The organism is Chelativorans salis, assembly GCF_025336525.1.
Classification (GTDB): Bacteria; Pseudomonadota; Alphaproteobacteria; order Rhizobiales; family Rhizobiaceae; genus Chelativorans; species Chelativorans salis.
The window spans coordinates 541,659-558,656 of the sequence record NZ_JAOCZP010000002.1; the positions used below are offsets into that span (position 1 = coordinate 541,659).

Consider the following 16,998-nt stretch of genomic DNA (forward strand, 5'->3'; position numbering starts at 1 on the left):
TGTGCGCCGCGGTGTTGGACCGCGGCGCAGCGCCCGTATCGATGGCGATGCGGCGACCAGCAGGAACGAGACGAGAGCCGCTGGACGCCCGCTACGACCGCAGAATGACCAAGGGACTTAACGTCCCGCAAAGGAGATCGGCATGAACCAAGAGGTCATGAACCTGTTCAACCCTCAGGCGCCGGCACAGACCTTCGATTCCATCCGGATTTCGCTGGCGAGCCCGGAGAAGATCCTGTCCTGGTCCTTTGGTGAGATCAAGAAGCCGGAGACCATCAACTACCGCACCTTCAAGCCGGAGCGTGACGGCCTGTTCTGCGCGCGCATTTTCGGTCCCATCAAGGACTACGAGTGCCTGTGCGGCAAGTACAAGCGCATGAAATATAAGGGCGTCATCTGCGAGAAGTGCGGCGTCGAAGTTACACTGTCGCGTGTGCGCCGCGAGCGCATGGGCCATATCGAGCTGGCCGCGCCTGTCGCTCACATCTGGTTCCTGAAGTCGCTACCGAGCCGCATCGGCACGCTGCTCGACATGACGCTGAAGGACATCGAGCGCGTTCTCTACTTCGAGAACTACATCGTGACCGAGCCCGGCCTGACGTCCCTCAAGGAGAACCAGCTTCTCTCCGAAGAGGAGTACATGATCGCCGTCGATGAGTTCGGCGAGGACTCCTTCACGGCAATGATCGGCGCCGAGGCGATCCATCACCTTCTGGCCGGCATGGACCTGGAGAAGATCGCCGGCGACCTGCGCTCGGAGCTTGCCTCCACCACCTCGGAGCTCAAGCAGAAGAAGCTTCTGAAGCGGCTCAAGGTCGTCGAGAACTTCCTGGAGTCCGGCAACCGGCCGGAGTGGATGATCATGAAGGTCGTTCCGGTCATCCCCCCGGACCTGCGTCCGCTGGTGCCGCTCGATGGCGGCCGTTTTGCGACGTCCGATCTCAACGATCTCTACCGCCGGGTCATCAACCGCAACAATCGTCTGAAGCGGCTGATCGAGCTCAGGGCGCCGGGCATCATCATCCGCAACGAGAAGCGCATGCTGCAGGAGGCCGTCGACGCACTGTTCGACAACGGCCGTCGTGGCCGTGTGATCACCGGCGCCAACAAGCGTCCGCTGAAGTCGCTGTCGGACATGCTGAAGGGCAAGCAGGGCCGCTTCCGCCAGAACCTGCTCGGCAAGCGCGTCGACTACTCGGGCCGTTCGGTGATCGTGACGGGTCCGGAGCTCAAGCTGCACCAGTGCGGCCTGCCGAAGAAGATGGCGCTCGAGCTCTTCAAGCCCTTCATCTACGCCCGTCTGGACGCCAAGGGTTTTTCGTCCACGGTCAAGCAGGCGAAGAAGCTGGTGGAGAAGGAGCGTCCGGAGGTTTGGGACATCCTCGACGAGGTGATCCGCGAGCATCCGGTTCTCCTGAACCGCGCGCCGACGCTGCACCGTCTCGGCATCCAGGCCTTCGAACCGGTTCTGATCGAGGGTAAGGCGATCCAGCTTCACCCGCTGGTCTGCACGGCCTTCAATGCCGACTTCGATGGCGACCAAATGGCCGTTCACGTGCCGCTGTCGCTGGAAGCGCAGCTCGAAGCGCGCGTGCTCATGATGTCGACCAACAACATCCTGCACCCGGCCTCCGGCGCGCCTATCATCGTGCCGTCGCAGGACATGGTCCTGGGGCTCTACTACCTCTCGATCATGAACCAGAACGAGCCGGGCGAGGGGATGGTGTTCGCAGATATGGGCGAATTGCACCATGCTCTGGAGACCAAGGTCGTTACCCTGCACACCAAGATCAGGGGCCGCTTCAAGACGGTCGACCATGACGGCAATCCGGTCTCCGAAATCCACGAGACGACGCCGGGCCGCATGATCATCGGTGAGCTTCTGCCGAAGAACCCGAACGTGCCCTTCGCCATCTGCAACCAGGAGATGACCAAGAAGAACATCTCCAAGATGATCGACACGGTCTACCGCCACTGCGGCCAGAAGGAGACGGTGATCTTCTGCGACCGGATCATGTCGCTGGGCTTCACGCGTGCCTGCACGGCGGGCATCTCCTTCGGCAAGGACGACATGCTGATCCCCGACACCAAGGTGAACCTAGTGGCGGAGACAGAGGCGCTCGCCAAGGAATACGAGCAGCAGTACAATGACGGTCTGATCACGCAGGGCGAGAAGTACAACAAGGTCGTCGACGCCTGGGCCAAGTGCTCGGAGAAGGTCGCCGACGAGATGATGAAGCGCATCAAGGCGATCGAGTTTGACGAGAACAAGCGGCAGAAGCCGATGAACTCGATCTACATGATGTCGCATTCAGGCGCCCGTGGCTCGCCGGCGCAGATGCGTCAGCTTGCGGGCATGCGTGGCCTGATGGCACGTCCGGACGGCTCCATCATCGAGACGCCGATCATCTCGAACTTCAAGGAGGGCCTGACCGTGATGGAGTACTTCAACTCCACCCACGGCGCACGTAAGGGCCTCGCCGATACGGCGCTGAAGACGGCCAACTCCGGTTATCTGACGCGTCGTCTGGTGGACGTTGCTCAGGACTGCATCGTTGTTACGCCCGACTGCGGCACCGATAAGGGCCTCACCATGCAGCCCATCGTCGACGCGGGTCAGGTGGTTGCCTCCATAGGCCAGCGCGTGCTCGGCCGTACGGCACTCGATGACGTGGTCGACCCGGCAACCGACGAGGTCATCGTATCGGCCGGCCGCCTCATCGACGAGCGTGATGTCGAGGCCATCGAGGCCGCAGGCATCCAGGCGGTGCGTATCCGCTCGGCACTCACCTGCGAGATGAGGAGCGGCGTTTGTGCCGTCTGCTACGGCCGCGATTTGGCACGTGGTACGCCGGTCAATATCGGCGAGGCTGTCGGCGTCATCGCTGCGCAGTCGATCGGCGAGCCGGGTACCCAGCTCACCATGCGCACCTTCCACATGGGCGGCACCGCTCAGGTGGTGGACCAGTCGTTCCTGGAGGCTTCCTTCGAGGGCACGGTGAAGATCCGCAACCGCAACGTTGTGCGCAACTCCGACGGCCATCTGGTCGTCATGGGCCGCAACATGGCGGTGCTGATTTTGGACGAAGGCGGTGCCGAGCGTGCCACGCACCGCATCGCCTACGGTTCACGTATTTATGTGGACGACGGCGACAAGGTGAAGCGCGGCCAGCGCATTGCCGAGTGGGATCCGTACACGCGGCCGATGCTGACGGAAGTCGAGGGCACGGTGGCCTTCGAGGACCTTGTGGACGGCATCTCGGTGCAGGAGGCGACGGACGAGTCGACCGGCATCACCAAGCGCGAGGTCGTCGACTGGCGGTCGACGCCGCGCGGCTCGGACCTCAAGCCGGCGATCACCATCCTCGACTCGAAGGGCAAAGTGGCCAAGCTCGCCCGCGGCGGCGAGGCGCGTTTCCTGCTTTCGGTGGAGGCGGTGCTGTCGACCGAGCCCGGCGCGAAGGTGCAGCCCGGCGACGTGCTGGCGCGTATTCCGATGGAAAGCGCGAAGACCAAGGACATCACCGGTGGTCTGCCGCGGGTGGCGGAGCTGTTCGAAGCGCGGCGTCCGAAGGACCATGCCATCATCGCAGAGATCGATGGCACGGTGCGCTTCGGCCGCGATTACAAGAACAAGCGCCGCATCGTCATCGAGCCGCATGATTCGACCATGGAGCCGGTGGAGTATCTGATCCCGAAGGGCAAGCCGTTCCACCTGCAGGATGGCGACGTCATCGAGAAGGGCGACTTCATCCTCGACGGCAATCCGGCGCCGCACGATATCCTGGCGATCAAGGGCGTGGAGGCGCTGGCTTCCTACCTCGTCAACGAGATCCAGGAGGTCTACCGGCTGCAGGGCGTGATGATCAACGACAAGCACATCGAGGTGATCGTCCGCCAGATGCTGCAGAAGGTCGAGATCACGGCGCAGGGCGATTCGACCTACATCCCCGGCGACCACGTGGATCAGGTCGAGTTCGACGAGATCAACGACCGCCTGGTGGAAGAGGGCAAGAAGCCGGCCGAAGGCCAGCCGGTGCTGCTCGGCATCACCAAGGCCTCGCTGCAGACGCCGTCCTTCATCTCCGCCGCCTCCTTCCAGGAGACGACGCGGGTGCTGACGGAGGCTTCGGTCGCCGGCAAGATCGATACCCTGCAGGGGCTCAAGGAGAACGTCATCGTCGGCCGCCTCATCCCGGCTGGCACAGGTGGCGCCATGAGCCAGATCCGGCGTATCGCCCGCTCTCGCGACGAGCTCATCCTCGATGAACGGCGCAAGGAGTCGGGTGCGGAGACGGCCGAGGCTGCGCTAGCCGATATGACGGGTGCAGCCGAGTAACCGTCCATCCGCCACTTTAATGAGAAGCCGCCGGGCAATCCGGCGGCTTTTTTTGTTTCAAGATGAATTGGGAATTAACGATGTTTCCGGCGTCGTGTTGACAGGTAGTATTGATTTTCATAATAAAACTAAAAGTTGTTGATTTATCCAAATGAAGAGAAGCAAATATCTGCTTTATTTAAAATTTTAACGTCTGGCACATTCGGGTGCCTGTCTCTGTTTTCAGCATACAGTTTCTTCCGCTGAAGGCAGGGTTGTCCATCAATTGAAGAGCCGGCTTCGACTTTGGGGGGCTGCGGAGATGTAATCGCCGCAGGCATCAGAGGAGAAGAGAATTATGAAGACCTTTTTCAGATACGCGGTTTTTCCGATTATCGCGCTTTGCGCCGCCTGTACGGGCACGGAAGGCGAACTTCTTCTTGGCAGGCCGGAATCTTCCGCTTGGCTTCAGACCGCTGCACCGGCAACGGTCGCCACCCATTTCTCCGCCCGCTGTTCCGCCTACGGCTACAAGAGCGGTGACAAGGAGATGGCGGATTGCATCCGGCGGGAGGTCGAGTCGGTTCGAGCCAAGAATGCGGCCGTGGAGGCTGCGGCGGAGATGAACCGTCCGAAGGTGATATACTGCCAGGACGACTGGATCGATCGGCACCATTGGCACCGTTGGCGCCATCGGCACTTTCGGCGCGACTGGGGCTACTGCTTCTGACGGGAGGCGCAGCCTTTCCTCTTCGCAAGGCAGCGCGACTGCCCAGTCACGGGGAGAGGGGAGGCGCTATGCCGGCTCGTCGAACGTGACGATGGCGATCTCGCCTTCGGTGGCGCCCTGCCATGCCGACAGGTGCGGCTCTTCGTCGGGGGCGCCTTCCATCTCGCCGATCTGGTCGAGTTCGGCCTCAGCGTAGCCTTCTTGCGCCAGCGCCTCCAGTGCAAGGCGTACCGCCGTGTCGTCGTCGGGCGCCATGAGCATCACGTGTACGCCCTCGCTGTCTCCGCCTGCTTCGCGCCAGACACGGCCGGTGATGATGGTTACGGGCGGCTGCTCATTGTCGTTCATGGTGCTGATTCCTCTCGCGTTCTGTCGATCCTGCACGATGTCGCGCGAATTGTCGCATTTCCGGTATATGGGCAACAGTGTGGGGGTGGAAATTTCTCCTTCCTCTCCTCATATTGAGAGGCGGACAATCGCTGGCGGTGCCTGATCGCTCACTCCGATCCAACTGCGCAAGATAGTTGCCGGAGCGGGGTTGACGGGGGCTCGTGTTGAGCGTATTACCCGCCGCGTCTGAGCCGATGTGAGGCCTTTCTTTTCGGGGCGACGCGCCCTGAAGCAAAGCCTCAAACAGGGTTCGTTTATACGAGCGACAGACTTCCGGCGCATGAAGCGGATTGCCGCTTCCTCTGCTTTTGTTCGGGCAGGACCGCATTCGGGCGGTTTGATGCCCGAATTTGCATATGGAGCACTGTCCTCGTGTTGATGCGACCCTGTCGACTTAAGACACGAGATTGAAACAAGGGAAGGTTTGATGCCGACCGTAAACCAGCTGATCAACAAGCCGCGCAAGGCGCCGGTGAAGCGCAACAAGGTGCCGGCCATGCAGGCCAACCCGCAGAAGCGGGGTGTGTGCACGCGCGTCTATACGACTTCGCCGAAGAAGCCGAACTCGGCCATGCGCAAGGTGGCGAAGATCCGGCTTGCAAACGGCTTCGAGGTGATCGGCTACATTCCGGGTGAGGGTCATAACCTCCAGGAGCACTCCGTGGTGATGATCCGCGGCGGCCGCGTGAAGGACCTTCCCGGTGTGCGCTATCACATCATCCGCGGCGTGCTTGACACGCAGGGTGTGAAAAGCCGCAAGCAGCGCCGCTCCAAATACGGCGCAAAGCGTCCGAAGTAGGGTTTCCCGGCTTCGGCGCTTTTTGTTTTGCGCCGGGCCATGAAGGTGAGAGACGAAAAAGATGTCCCGACGTCACCGTGCAGAAAAGCGCGAGATCAACCCGGACCCGAAGTTTGGGGATACGGTTGTGACCAAGTTCATGAACGCCGTCATGCTGGACGGCAAGAAGTCGGCCGCCGAGCGGATCGTCTACGGCGCGCTCGACCAGGTGCAGGAAAAGACCAGGCAGGAGCCTGTGACTATCTTTCATCAGGCACTCGACAACGTCGCGCCGCATGTCGAGGTGCGCTCCCGGCGCGTCGGCGGTGCCACCTACCAGGTGCCGGTGGACGTGCGTCCGGAGCGTCGGCAGGCGCTTGCCATCCGCTGGCTGATTACGGCTGCCCGCAATCGTAACGAGACCACCATGGTCGAGCGCCTCTCGGGCGAGCTTATGGATGCGTCCAACAATCGCGGCACTGCCGTCAAGAAGCGCGAAGATACGCACAAGATGGCCGAGGCCAACCGTGCGTTCTCGCATTACCGCTGGTAGTGCGAGAGGAAGGAAGAGGTACTTACGATGGCCCGCGACTATAAGATCGAAGATTACCGAAATTTCGGTATCATGGCGCACATCGACGCCGGCAAGACGACGACAACCGAGCGCGTCCTGTTCTACACCGGCAAATCGCACAAGATCGGCGAAGTCCATGACGGCGCGGCCACCATGGACTGGATGGAGCAGGAGCAGGAGCGGGGTATCACTATTACCTCGGCTGCCACGACCACCTTCTGGGAAGGCCGTGACGGCAAGAAGCGCCGCTTCAACATCATCGACACGCCCGGCCACGTGGACTTCACCATCGAGGTGGAGCGCTCGCTTCGCGTGCTCGACGGTGCCATTGCGCTGCTCGACGCCAATGCCGGCGTGGAGCCGCAGACCGAGACCGTGTGGCGCCAGGCGGACAAGTACGGCGTGCCGCGCATGATCTTCTGTAACAAGATGGACAAGATCGGTGCCGACTTCTACCGCTCGGCCGAGATGGTCAAGACGCGGCTTGGTGCCACGCCCGTCATCATGCAGCTTCCCATCGGCGCCGAGAGCGATTTCGCCGGTGTCGTCGATCTTATCGAGATGAAGGCGCTTGTCTGGCAGTCGGAGAACCTCGGTGCGGCGTGGGATATTCTTGATATTCCGGCCGATATGCAGGCGCAGGCCGAAGAGTACCGCGAAAAGCTGATCGAGATCGCCGTCGAGATGGATGAGGCGGCGATGGAGCGGTATCTCGAGGGCGAGATGCCGTCCAACGACGAGATCCGCAAGCTGATCCGCAAGGGCACCATCGAGGTGAAGTTCTTCCCGATGTTCTGCGGCTCGGCTTTCAAGAACAAGGGCGTGCAGCCGCTGCTCGACGGTGTCGTCGACTTCCTGCCCTCGCCGGTGGAAGTGCCGCCGATCAAAGGCGTCGATCCGAAGACCGAGGGCGAGGTGACGCGTAAGTCGTCGGACGACGAGCCGCTGTCAATGCTCGCCTTCAAGATCATGAACGATCCCTTCGTCGGCTCGCTCACCTTCTGCCGCATCTATTCCGGCGTCCTGAACAAGGGCGTGTCACTCGCCAATACGGTGAAGGACAAGCGCGAGCGTATCGGCCGCATGCTGCAGATGCACTCCAACTCGCGTTCCGACCTGGAGGTGGCGTATGCCGGCGACATCGTGGCGCTGGCCGGTCTCAAGGAGACGACCACGGGCGACACGCTGTGCGACCCGCTGAAGCCGGTCATCCTGGAGCGTATGGAGTTCCCCGATCCGGTCATCCAGATCGCCATCGAGCCGAAGACCAAGGGCGACCAGGAGAAGATGGGCTTGGCGCTCAGCCGCCTGGCGGCCGAGGATCCCTCCTTCCGCGTCAAGTCCGACGAGGAGTCCGGCCAGACGATCATCGCCGGCATGGGCGAGCTTCACCTCGACATCATCGTCGACCGCATGAAGCGCGAGTTCAAGGTCGAGGCCAATGTCGGCGCGCCGCAGGTGGCTTACCGCGAGACGATCACCAAGGCGGCCGAGATCGACTACACGCACAAGAAGCAGACCGGCGGTTCGGGCCAGTTCGCCCGTGTCAAGATCGTCTTCGAGCCGAATCCAGAGGGTGAGGATTTCGTCTTCGAATCCAAGATCGTCGGTGGTTCCGTGCCGAAGGAGTACATCCCCGGCGTCCAGAAGGGTATCGAGAGCGTCATGTCCTCGGGTCCGGTGGCTGGCTTCCCGATGCTGGGCGTGAAGGCGACACTTATCGACGGTGCCTATCACGACGTCGACTCGTCCGTTCTGGCCTTCGAGATCGCTGCACGTGCAGCCTTCCGCGAAGGTGCCCAGAGGGCCGGTGCGCAGCTTCTCGAGCCGATCATGAAGGTCGAGGTGGTGACGCCGGAAGATTATGTGGGCGACGTCATCGGCGACTTGAACTCCCGTCGCGGGCAGATCCAGGGCACCGAGGCGCGCGGTATCGCCACCGTGGTCAACGCCATGGTGCCGCTCGCCAACATGTTCAAATACGTCGACAATCTGCGCTCGATGTCCCAGGGCCGCGCCCAGTACACGATGCAGTTCGACCACTATGAGCCGGTCCCCAGCGCGGTGGCGCAGGAGATCCAGAAGAAGTTCGCGTGATCGCCCGCAGGGCTCACTGAAACAAAGGCCTGAATAGGCAAAGAACAACGGAGACCTCACATGGCCAAAGGTAAATTTGAGCGCACGAAGCCGCATGTGAACATCGGGACGATTGGTCACGTCGACCATGGCAAGACGTCACTGACGGCGGCGATCACGAAGTATTTCGGCGAGTTCAAGGCGTATGACATGATCGACGCCGCACCCGAGGAGAAGGCGCGCGGCATCACGATCTCGACGGCGCATGTGGAGTACGAGACGGAAGCGCGGCACTACGCGCACGTCGACTGCCCGGGCCACGCCGACTATGTGAAGAACATGATCACCGGTGCCGCGCAGATGGACGGGGCGATCCTGGTGGTTTCGGCCGCTGACGGCCCGATGCCGCAGACGCGCGAGCACATCCTTCTGGCCCGCCAGGTTGGCGTTCCGGCGATCGTGGTGTTCTTGAACAAGGTCGACCAGGTGGACGATCCGGAGTTGCTCGAGCTGGTCGAGCTTGAGGTGCGCGAGCTTCTGTCGTCCTACGAGTTCCCGGGCGACGACATTCCGATCGTCAAGGGTTCCGCACTTGCCGCGCTCGAGGACTCCAACAAGGAGATCGGCGAGGACGCGGTGCGGGCGCTGATGGCCGAGGTCGACCAGTACATTCCGACGCCGGAGCGTCCGATCGACCAGCCGTTCCTGATGCCGATCGAGGACGTGTTCTCGATTTCGGGCCGCGGCACGGTGGTGACGGGCCGCGTCGAGCGCGGCGTGGTCAAGGTGGGCGACGAGATCGAGATCGTCGGCATCCGCCCGACCTCGAAGACGACGTGCACGGGCGTCGAGATGTTCCGCAAGCTGCTCGACCAGGGCCAGGCGGGCGACAACATCGGTGCGCTTTTGCGCGGCGTGGAGCGCGAGGGCGTGGAGCGCGGCCAGGTTCTGGCCAAGCCCGGTTCGGTGACGCCGCACACGAAGTTCAAGGCGGAAGCCTACATCCTGACGAAGGAGGAGGGTGGCCGCCACACGCCGTTCTTCACCAACTACCGTCCGCAGTTCTACTTCCGCACGACGGACGTGACCGGCGTGGTGACGCTGCCCGAGGGCACCGAGATGGTGATGCCCGGCGACAACATCACGGTGGACGTGGAGCTGATCGTGCCGATCGCCATGGAGGAGCGGCTGCGCTTCGCCATCCGCGAAGGCGGCCGCACCGTCGGCGCCGGAATCGTCGCGGCAATCACCGAGTAACGAGGCAAGCATCCGGCGCGGCGCGGGGAAGCCCGTGCCGCGATCGGAACGAGGAATGAAAAAATGAACGGACAGAATATCCGTATCCGCCTCAAAGCGTTCGACCACCGGGTGCTCGACGCCTCCACGCGCGAGATCGTGTCCACGGCCAAGCGCACCGGCGCTAATGTCCGCGGCCCCATCCCGCTGCCGACGCGGATCGAGAAGTTCACGGTGAACCGCTCGCCGCACATCGACAAGAAGAGCCGCGAGCAGTTCGAGATGCGCACCCACAAGCGTCTTCTCGACATCGTAGATCCGACGCCTCAGACGGTGGACGCGCTGATGAAGCTCGATCTGGCAGCCGGCGTGGACGTCGAGATCAAGCTTTAGGCGGAAGACAAGAGGATAGGAGCCCGGGCTGGCCCAAGCGGCCGGCGGCGGGAAGCCTGAAAGGAAATCGAACCGATGCGTTCAGGTGTTATCGCACAGAAGATCGGGATGACGCGCGTCTACAACGAGGCGGGTGAGCATATCCCCGTCACAGTGCTGCGCATGGAGAATTGCCAGGTCGTGGCCCAGCGCACCGAGGAGAAGAACGGCTACACCGCCGTTCAGCTCGGCGTGGGGCTCGCCAAGGTGAAGAATACGTCGAAGGCGCTGCGTGGCCATTTTGCCGCAAGCTCCGTCGAGCCCAAGGCGAAGGTGGCGGAGTTTCGCGTGTCGCCGGACAATCTGCTCGACGTTGGTGCCGAGATCACGGCGGATCACTTCGTCGCCGGCCAAAAGGTCGACGTGACGGGGACCTCGATCGGCAAGGGCTTCCAGGGCGTCATGAAGCGCCACAATTTCGGCGGCGGTCGCGCGACGCATGGTAACTCCGTGTCGCACCGTTCGCACGGCTCGACCGGTCAGCGCCAGGACCCCGGCAAGGTGTTCAAGGGTAAGAAGATGGCCGGCCACATGGGCGATCATCGGGTGACCACCCAGAACCTGGAAGTGGTTTCGACCGACACCGACCGCGGCCTCATTCTGGTGCGCGGCGCGGTGCCGGGCTCCAAGGGGGCCTGGATCATGGTGCGCGATGCCGTGAAAGCGCCGCTGCCGGAGAATGCGCCGCAGCCTGGGGCCATCCGCGCCGCTGCCAAGAAAGACGCTGTGAAGGCCGAAGAAACCGCCGCCACTGAGGGGGCTGAGTAATGGAACTGAAGGTAACCACCCTTGCGGGCAAGGATGCCGGTAAGCTGAAGCTCTCTGAGGAGATCTTCGGGCTCGACCCGCGCGAGGACATTCTTCACCGCGTCGTGCGCTGGCAGCTCGCCAAGCGTCAGCAGGGCTCCCACAAGACCAAGGGGCGCGCCGAGATCGCGCGCACCGGCGCAAAGATGTACCGCCAGAAGGGCACCGGCCGCGCCCGCCATTCGTCGGCGCGCGTGCCGCAGTTCCGCGGCGGTGGCAAGGCGCACGGGCCGGTTGTCCGCAGCCACGCCCACGACTTGCCGAAGAAGGTGCGGGCATTGGGTCTGAAGCATGCGCTTTCGGCCAAGGCCAAGGCTGCCAATATCATCGTCATCGACGATCTGGCGCTGAAGGACGGCAAGACGAAGGTGCTGGTGGACAATTTCGCCAAGCTGGGGCTGACCAACGCGCTGATGATCGGCGGGGCGGAAATCGACGCGGGCTTCAAGCGTGCGGCGGCGAACATCCCCAACATCGACGTGCTGCCGGTCCACGGCATCAACGTCTACGACATTCTGCGCCGCGGCACGCTGGTCCTGTCCAAGGCCGCTGTCGAGGCACTCGAGGAGCGGTTCAAATGACGGACCTTCGCCACTATGACGTGATCGTCAGCCCGGCGGTCACCGAGAAATCGACGATGGCCTCGGAGAATAACCAGGTCGTCTTCAACGTGGCGCGCAAGGCCACGAAGCCCGAGATCAAGGCGGCGGTGGAAGCGCTGTTCAACGTCAAGGTCAAGGGCGTCAACACGCTTGTGCGCAAGGGCAAGGTGAAGCGGTTCCGCGGCACCATCGGACGGCAGAGCGACGTCAAGAAGGCGGTCGTCACGCTGGCCGAGGGCCATTCGATAGACATCGCGACAGGTCTTTGAGAGGCCGCGAGGATTAAGACATGGCACTCAAGAACTATAAACCGGTCACACCGGGCACGCGCCAGCTGGTCATCGTCGACCGCTCCGGCCTTTACAAGGGTAAGCCCGTCAAGGGTCTGACCCAGGGCCTTACGAGCAAGGGCGGACGCAACAACACCGGCCGCGTCACTGCGCGTTTCCAGGGTGGCGGCCATAAGCGCACGTACCGGCTGATCGACTTCAAGCGCCGCAAGTTCGGCGTCTCGGGCGTCGTCGAGCGGCTGGAGTATGATCCCAACCGTACCGGGTTCATCGCACTCATCCGCTATGACGACGGCGAATTGTCCTACATCCTGGCACCGCAGCGTCTGTCGGTCGGCGACCGCGTGATCGCTTCCGAGCAGGGCGCGGACGTGAAGCCGGGCAACGCGATGCCGCTGTCGACCATGCCGCTTGGCACGATCGTCCACAACGTGGAGATGAAGCCGGGTAAAGGCGGCCAGATCGCCCGTTCGGCGGGCGCCTACGTGCAGCTCGTCGGCCGTGACCAAGGCATGGCGATCCTGCGGTTGAACTCGGGCGAGCAGCGGCTGGTTTCCGGCTCCTGCATGGCTACCGTCGGCGCAGTGTCCAATCCGGACCACGGCAATATCAGCCTCGGCAAGGCCGGGCGCAAACGCTGGCTGGGCAAGCGTCCGCACAACCGCGGCGTCACCATGAACCCGGTCGATCACCCGCATGGCGGCGGCGAAGGCCGTACGTCCGGCGGTCGCCACCCAGTTTCGCCCTGGGGCAAGCCCACCAAGGGCATGAAGACGCGGTCCAACAAGGCGACCGACAAGTTCATCATGCGCTCGCGCCATCAGCGCAAGAAGTAAGGAAAGGTAACGGCTCGTGTCCCGTTCAGTCTGGAAAGGCCCCTTCGTCGACGGCTTTCTTCTGAAGAAGGTCGACAAGGTCCGCGAGAGCGGCCGCAAGGAGGTCATCAAGATGTGGAGCCGCCGCTCCACCATCCTGCCCCAGTTCGTGGGGCTGACCTTCGGTGTCTATAACGGCCAGAAGCACATTCCGGTGCTCGTCTCCGAAGAGATGGTGGGCCACAAATTCGGTGAGTTCGCTCCGACCCGTACCTACTACGGCCACGGTGCGGACAAGAAGGCAAAGAGGAAGTAGAAATGGGCAAGGCCAAAGCGCCGCGCAGGCTTGCAGACAACGAGGCGCGTGCGGTCCTGCGCACGGTCCGCGTCAGCCCGCAGAAGCTGAACCTCGTCGCCGCCATGATCCGCGGCAAGAAGGTCGCGGCTGCGCTCGCGGATCTCGAGTTCTCGCGCAAGCGTATCTCCGATGCGGTGAAGAAGACGCTGGAATCGGCGATCGCCAATGCTGAGAACAACCACGATCTCGATGTGGATGCGCTGGTTGTGGCTGAAGCCTATGTCGGCAAGTCGATCGTCATGAAGCGCTTCCATGCCCGCGGCCGCGGTCGTGCCAACCGCGTTGAGAAGCCGTTCTCGCACCTGACGATCGTCGTTCGAGAAGTCGAAGAACAAGTGGAGGCCGCATAATGGGCCAGAAAGTCAATCCGATCGGTCTCCGTCTCGGCATCAACCGCACCTGGAATTCTCGCTGGTTCGCGGACAATGCCGAGTATGGCCAGCTTCTTCACGAGGATCTGAAGATCCGCGAGTATATCGAGAAGGAGCTCAAGCAGGCGGCGATCTCCAAGGTGGTCATCGAGCGCCCGCACAAGAAGTGCCGCGTGACGATCCACTCCGCGCGCCCCGGCCTTATCATCGGCAAGAAGGGCGCGGATATTGAGAAGCTGCGCCGCAAGGTTTCGCAGATGACCAATGCGGAGACGCATTTGAACATCGTCGAGGTGCGCAAGCCGGAGATTGACGCGACGCTGATCGCCCAATCGATCTCTCAGCAGCTTGAGCGCCGCGTCGCCTTCCGCCGCGCCATGAAGCGCGCCGTGCAGTCGGCCATGCGGCTGGGTGCCGAAGGCATCCGCATCAGCTGCACCGGCCGTCTCGGCGGCGCCGAGATCGCGCGCATCGAATGGTACCGCGAGGGCCGTGTGCCGCTGCACACGCTGCGCGCCGACATCGACTACGGCACGGCCGAGGCGAAGACCGCCTATGGCATCTGCGGCGTCAAGGTGTGGGTGTTCAAGGGCGAGATCCTGGAGCACGACCCGATGGCCTCGGAGCGTCGTGCTGTCGAGGGTGAGCAGGGCGGCGGTCGCCGTCGCGAAAACGCTTGAGCCGGAATTTTGGAGTAGATAAAGATGCTGCAACCAAAGCGCACGAAATTCCGCAAGCAGTTCAAGGGTCGTATCCACGGCATTGCCAAGGGCGGCACTGAGCTGAATTTCGGTTCCTACGGCCTAAAGGCACTTGAGCCGGAGCGGGTGACCGCCCGCCAGATCGAGGCCGCGCGCCGTGCCATCACGCGCTTCATGAAGCGCCAGGGCCGGGTGTGGATCCGCATTTTCCCGGATGTGCCCGTCACCTCCAAGCCGACCGAGGTCCGCATGGGTAAGGGCAAGGGCTCGGTGGATTATTGGGCGTGCCGGGTAAAGCCTGGCCGCGTCATGTTCGAGATCGACGGTGTGGCCGACGACGTGGCGCGCGAGGCGCTTCGCCTCGGGGCAGCCAAGCTCCCGGTCAAGACGCGCTTCATCCAGCGCATCGCAGAGTAGGAGAAGGCGCCATGAAGGCCGTTGACGTAAGGGCGATGACGCCCGACCAGCTCGACGACGAGTTGGCCAAGCTGAAGAAAGAGCAGTTCAACCTCCGTTTCCAGAAGGCGACGGGGCAGCTCGAGAAAACCGCGCGGGTGAAGCAGATTCGCCGTGACATTGCGCGCATCAAGACAATTGCCGCCGAGAAATCGGCCGGCAGCAAGGCCTGAGGAAAACGAGAATGCCAAAGCGCGTTTTGCAGGGCACCGTGGTAAGCGACAAGAACGACAAGACAGTGGTCGTCCGCGTCGAGCGCCGGTTCGCGCATCCGCTTCTGAAGAAGACGGTGCGTCGTTCCAAGCGGTACAAGGCCCATGACGAGAACAATGCGTGCAAGATCGGCGATACGGTGCTGATCCAGGAAACGCGCCCGATCTCGAAGGAAAAGTGCTGGGTCGTCGTGAACGAAGCCCAAGCGCAATAAGGTTGGAACAAGCCGGGAAGCATGAGCTCCCCCGAATAAGATAAGAAGGCGGCCAGTCATGATTCAGATGCAAACAAACCTCGACGTGGCGGATAATTCCGGCGCCCGTCGTGTCATGTGCATCAAGGTGCTGGGCGGCTCGAAGCGGAAATATGCTTCCGTCGGCGACGTCATCGTCGTCTCGGTCAAGGAAGCGATCCCGCGCGGCCGCGTGAAGAAGGGTGACGTGATGAAGGCGGTTGTCGTGCGCACCGCCAAGGACATCCGCCGTTCCGACGGCAGCGTGATCCGTTTTGACAACAATGCCGCCGTCCTCGTTGACAACAAGAAAGAGCCCGTGGGCACGCGTATCTTCGGCCCGGTTCCGCGCGAGCTTCGCGCCAAGAACCACATGAAGATCATCTCGCTGGCACCGGAAGTTCTTTAGGAGGCCGGAAAATGCAGAAGATCAAGAAAGGCGACAATGTCGTCGTGCTGACCGGCCGCGATAAAGGGCGTACCGGTGAAATTTTGAAGATGATGCCGAAGGAAGACAAGGCGCTGGTGCGTGGCGTCAACCTCGTGCGCAGGCACCAGAAGCAGTCGGCGCAGTCCGAAGGCGGCATCGTCACCAAGGAAGCGCCGATCCACGTGTCGAACCTGGCGTTGGCCGATCCCAAGGATGGGAAGCCTACCCGCGTCGGCTTCCGCGTCGAGAAGGACGGCAAGAAGGTGCGCGTGGCGAAGCGCTCGGGAGAATTGATTGATGGCTAAGGCAGATTATCAGCCGCGCTTGAAGAAGCAGTACGAGGAGGCGATCCGCAAGGAGCTCCTCGAGGCTTTCAAGTACAAGAACGAGATGCAGGTTCCGCGCATCGACAAGGTCGTCATCAATATGGGTGTCGGCGAGGCGACGGGCGATTCCAAGAAGCCGACCGTCGCAGCGGAAGACTTGGCGCTGATCGCCGGCCAGAAGCCGGTCGTGACGAAGGCGCGCACGTCGATCGCCGGCTTCAAGGTGCGCGAGGGCATGCCCATCGGCGCCAAGGTGACGCTGCGCAAGGACCGCATGTACGAGTTCCTGGATCGGCTCGTGAACGTGGCGCTGCCGCGTGTGCGTGACTTCCGGGGCCTGAGCCCCAAGAGCTTCGACGGCCACGGCAACTTTGCCATGGGCGTGAAGGAGCACATCGTGTTCCCCGAGATCAACTACGACAAGGTCGATCAGATCTGGGGAATGGACATCATCGTCTGTACGACCGCCAAGACCGACGACGAGGCGAGGGCACTTCTGAAAGCCTTCAACTTCCCGTTCCGGCAGTAACGGCAGGCGAGAACAAGGAAATTCCAAATGGCAAAAGTTAGCGCAGTCGAGAAGAACAAGAGGCGCCGTAAGCTGGTGGATCGTTATGCCGCGAAGCGCGCGGCGCTGAAGGCCACCATCATGGATCAGACGCAGCCTATGGAGGAGCGCTTTAAGGCGCAGCTTCAGCTTGCTGCACTGCCGCGCAACTCGTCGAAGACGCGCATTCGTAATCGCTGCGATGTGACGGGCCGTCCGCGCGCCTACTATCGCAAGCTCAGGATGTCGCGTATCGCGCTTCGTGAACTCGGCAATAACGGCCTGATCCCGGGCCTGGTCAAGTCGAGCTGGTAAG

The 16,998-nt window shown here is 62.3% G+C and carries 22 protein-coding genes; 21 read left to right on the forward strand and 1 reads right to left on the reverse strand.

Annotated elements, in window-relative coordinates; all coding sequences use genetic code 11:
* The first annotated feature begins 142 nt into the window (after positions 1 to 142).
* Both rpoC and N5A92_RS08610 read left to right on the forward strand, forming a co-directional pair.
* The gene (rpoC, locus tag N5A92_RS08605; protein ID WP_260901803.1) at positions 143 to 4,339 is read left to right on the forward strand and encodes a DNA-directed RNA polymerase subunit beta'; all 4,197 of its coding nucleotides are present in this window, start codon (positions 143 to 145) and stop codon (positions 4,337 to 4,339) included.
* 337 nt (positions 4,340 to 4,676) lie between these two features.
* Complete coding sequence (locus N5A92_RS08610; protein WP_260901806.1) at positions 4,677 to 5,048, forward strand: hypothetical protein; 372 nt, start codon at positions 4,677 to 4,679, stop codon at positions 5,046 to 5,048.
* Positions 5,049 to 5,114: 66 nt separating this feature from the next.
* Here N5A92_RS08610 and N5A92_RS08615 read toward each other — a convergent pair whose 3' ends face one another.
* Positions 5,115 to 5,396 (reverse strand): transcriptional regulator, encoded by a 282-nt coding sequence (locus N5A92_RS08615; protein ID WP_159593257.1) that lies wholly within the window; start codon positions 5,394 to 5,396, stop codon positions 5,115 to 5,117.
* Between the two features lie 469 nt (positions 5,397 to 5,865).
* Here N5A92_RS08615 and rpsL point away from each other — a divergent pair, with 469 nt between their 5' ends.
* The 19 genes from rpsL (at position 5,866) to rpsN (ending at position 16,997) form a co-directional block, all read left to right on the forward strand.
* Positions 5,866 to 6,237, forward strand: coding sequence for a 30S ribosomal protein S12 (gene rpsL, locus N5A92_RS08620; RefSeq protein WP_159593254.1), 372 nt, complete (start codon positions 5,866 to 5,868; stop codon positions 6,235 to 6,237).
* Positions 6,238 to 6,298: 61 nt separating this feature from the next.
* A complete protein-coding gene (rpsG, locus tag N5A92_RS08625) occupies positions 6,299 to 6,769 on the forward strand; it encodes a 30S ribosomal protein S7 (protein WP_252409610.1) in 471 nt (156 codons plus the stop codon).
* Between the two features lie 27 nt (positions 6,770 to 6,796).
* Positions 6,797 to 8,887 carry an elongation factor G gene (gene fusA / locus N5A92_RS08630; RefSeq protein ID WP_260901811.1) on the forward strand — a complete coding sequence of 697 codons (2,091 nt, stop codon included), beginning with the start codon at positions 6,797 to 6,799 and terminating at the stop codon, positions 8,885 to 8,887.
* 60 nt (positions 8,888 to 8,947) lie between these two features.
* Complete coding sequence (gene tuf / locus N5A92_RS08635; protein WP_260901783.1) at positions 8,948 to 10,123, forward strand: elongation factor Tu; 1,176 nt, start codon at positions 8,948 to 8,950, stop codon at positions 10,121 to 10,123.
* 63 nt (positions 10,124 to 10,186) lie between these two features.
* Positions 10,187 to 10,495: a 30S ribosomal protein S10 gene (rpsJ, locus tag N5A92_RS08640; RefSeq protein ID WP_007066362.1), complete on the forward strand. Its 309-nt coding sequence runs from the start codon at positions 10,187 to 10,189 to the stop codon at positions 10,493 to 10,495.
* 75 nt (positions 10,496 to 10,570) lie between these two features.
* Entirely contained in the window at positions 10,571 to 11,302 is a 732-nt protein-coding gene (gene rplC / locus N5A92_RS08645; RefSeq protein WP_260901821.1) for a 50S ribosomal protein L3, read from the forward strand.
* The gene (gene rplD / locus N5A92_RS08650; protein WP_260901823.1) at positions 11,302 to 11,922 is read left to right on the forward strand and encodes a 50S ribosomal protein L4; all 621 of its coding nucleotides are present in this window, start codon (positions 11,302 to 11,304) and stop codon (positions 11,920 to 11,922) included. Before rplC ends, rplD begins: the two co-directional genes overlap by 1 nt.
* Positions 11,919 to 12,212 (forward strand): 50S ribosomal protein L23, encoded by a 294-nt coding sequence (locus N5A92_RS08655; RefSeq protein WP_260901825.1) that lies wholly within the window; start codon positions 11,919 to 11,921, stop codon positions 12,210 to 12,212. The genes rplD and N5A92_RS08655 overlap by 4 nt, the downstream gene beginning before the upstream one ends.
* Positions 12,213 to 12,232: 20 nt before the next feature.
* Positions 12,233 to 13,069 carry a 50S ribosomal protein L2 gene (gene rplB / locus N5A92_RS08660; RefSeq protein ID WP_260901827.1) on the forward strand — a complete coding sequence of 279 codons (837 nt, stop codon included), beginning with the start codon at positions 12,233 to 12,235 and terminating at the stop codon, positions 13,067 to 13,069.
* A gap of 16 nt (positions 13,070 to 13,085) precedes the next feature.
* Positions 13,086 to 13,364, forward strand: coding sequence for a 30S ribosomal protein S19 (rpsS, locus tag N5A92_RS08665; RefSeq protein WP_159590054.1), 279 nt, complete (start codon positions 13,086 to 13,088; stop codon positions 13,362 to 13,364).
* Between the two features lie 2 nt (positions 13,365 to 13,366).
* Positions 13,367 to 13,756 carry a 50S ribosomal protein L22 gene (gene rplV / locus N5A92_RS08670; protein WP_260901829.1) on the forward strand — a complete coding sequence of 130 codons (390 nt, stop codon included), beginning with the start codon at positions 13,367 to 13,369 and terminating at the stop codon, positions 13,754 to 13,756.
* Positions 13,756 to 14,457, forward strand: coding sequence for a 30S ribosomal protein S3 (gene rpsC, locus N5A92_RS08675; RefSeq protein WP_260901831.1), 702 nt, complete (start codon positions 13,756 to 13,758; stop codon positions 14,455 to 14,457). The genes rplV and rpsC overlap by 1 nt, the downstream gene beginning before the upstream one ends.
* Before the next feature lie 24 nt (positions 14,458 to 14,481).
* On the forward strand, positions 14,482 to 14,895 hold the full coding sequence (gene rplP / locus N5A92_RS08680) for a 50S ribosomal protein L16 (RefSeq protein ID WP_260901833.1): 414 nt from the start codon (positions 14,482 to 14,484) through the stop codon (positions 14,893 to 14,895).
* Between the two features lie 11 nt (positions 14,896 to 14,906).
* Entirely contained in the window at positions 14,907 to 15,107 is a 201-nt protein-coding gene (gene rpmC, locus N5A92_RS08685; protein ID WP_159590046.1) for a 50S ribosomal protein L29, read from the forward strand.
* 11 nt (positions 15,108 to 15,118) lie between these two features.
* A complete protein-coding gene (gene rpsQ / locus N5A92_RS08690; RefSeq protein WP_252409869.1) occupies positions 15,119 to 15,361 on the forward strand; it encodes a 30S ribosomal protein S17 in 243 nt (80 codons plus the stop codon).
* A 58-nt stretch (positions 15,362 to 15,419) separates the two neighbouring features.
* Entirely contained in the window at positions 15,420 to 15,788 is a 369-nt protein-coding gene (gene rplN, locus N5A92_RS08695; protein WP_159590042.1) for a 50S ribosomal protein L14, read from the forward strand.
* An 11-nt stretch (positions 15,789 to 15,799) separates the two neighbouring features.
* Complete coding sequence (gene rplX, locus N5A92_RS08700) at positions 15,800 to 16,114, forward strand: 50S ribosomal protein L24 (protein WP_260901837.1); 315 nt, start codon at positions 15,800 to 15,802, stop codon at positions 16,112 to 16,114.
* Positions 16,107 to 16,664: a 50S ribosomal protein L5 gene (gene rplE, locus N5A92_RS08705; protein ID WP_260901838.1), complete on the forward strand. Its 558-nt coding sequence runs from the start codon at positions 16,107 to 16,109 to the stop codon at positions 16,662 to 16,664. The genes rplX and rplE overlap by 8 nt, the downstream gene beginning before the upstream one ends.
* A gap of 27 nt (positions 16,665 to 16,691) precedes the next feature.
* Positions 16,692 to 16,997: a 30S ribosomal protein S14 gene (gene rpsN, locus N5A92_RS08710; protein ID WP_260901840.1), complete on the forward strand. Its 306-nt coding sequence runs from the start codon at positions 16,692 to 16,694 to the stop codon at positions 16,995 to 16,997.
* The last annotated feature ends 1 nt before the right edge of the window (position 16,998 follow it).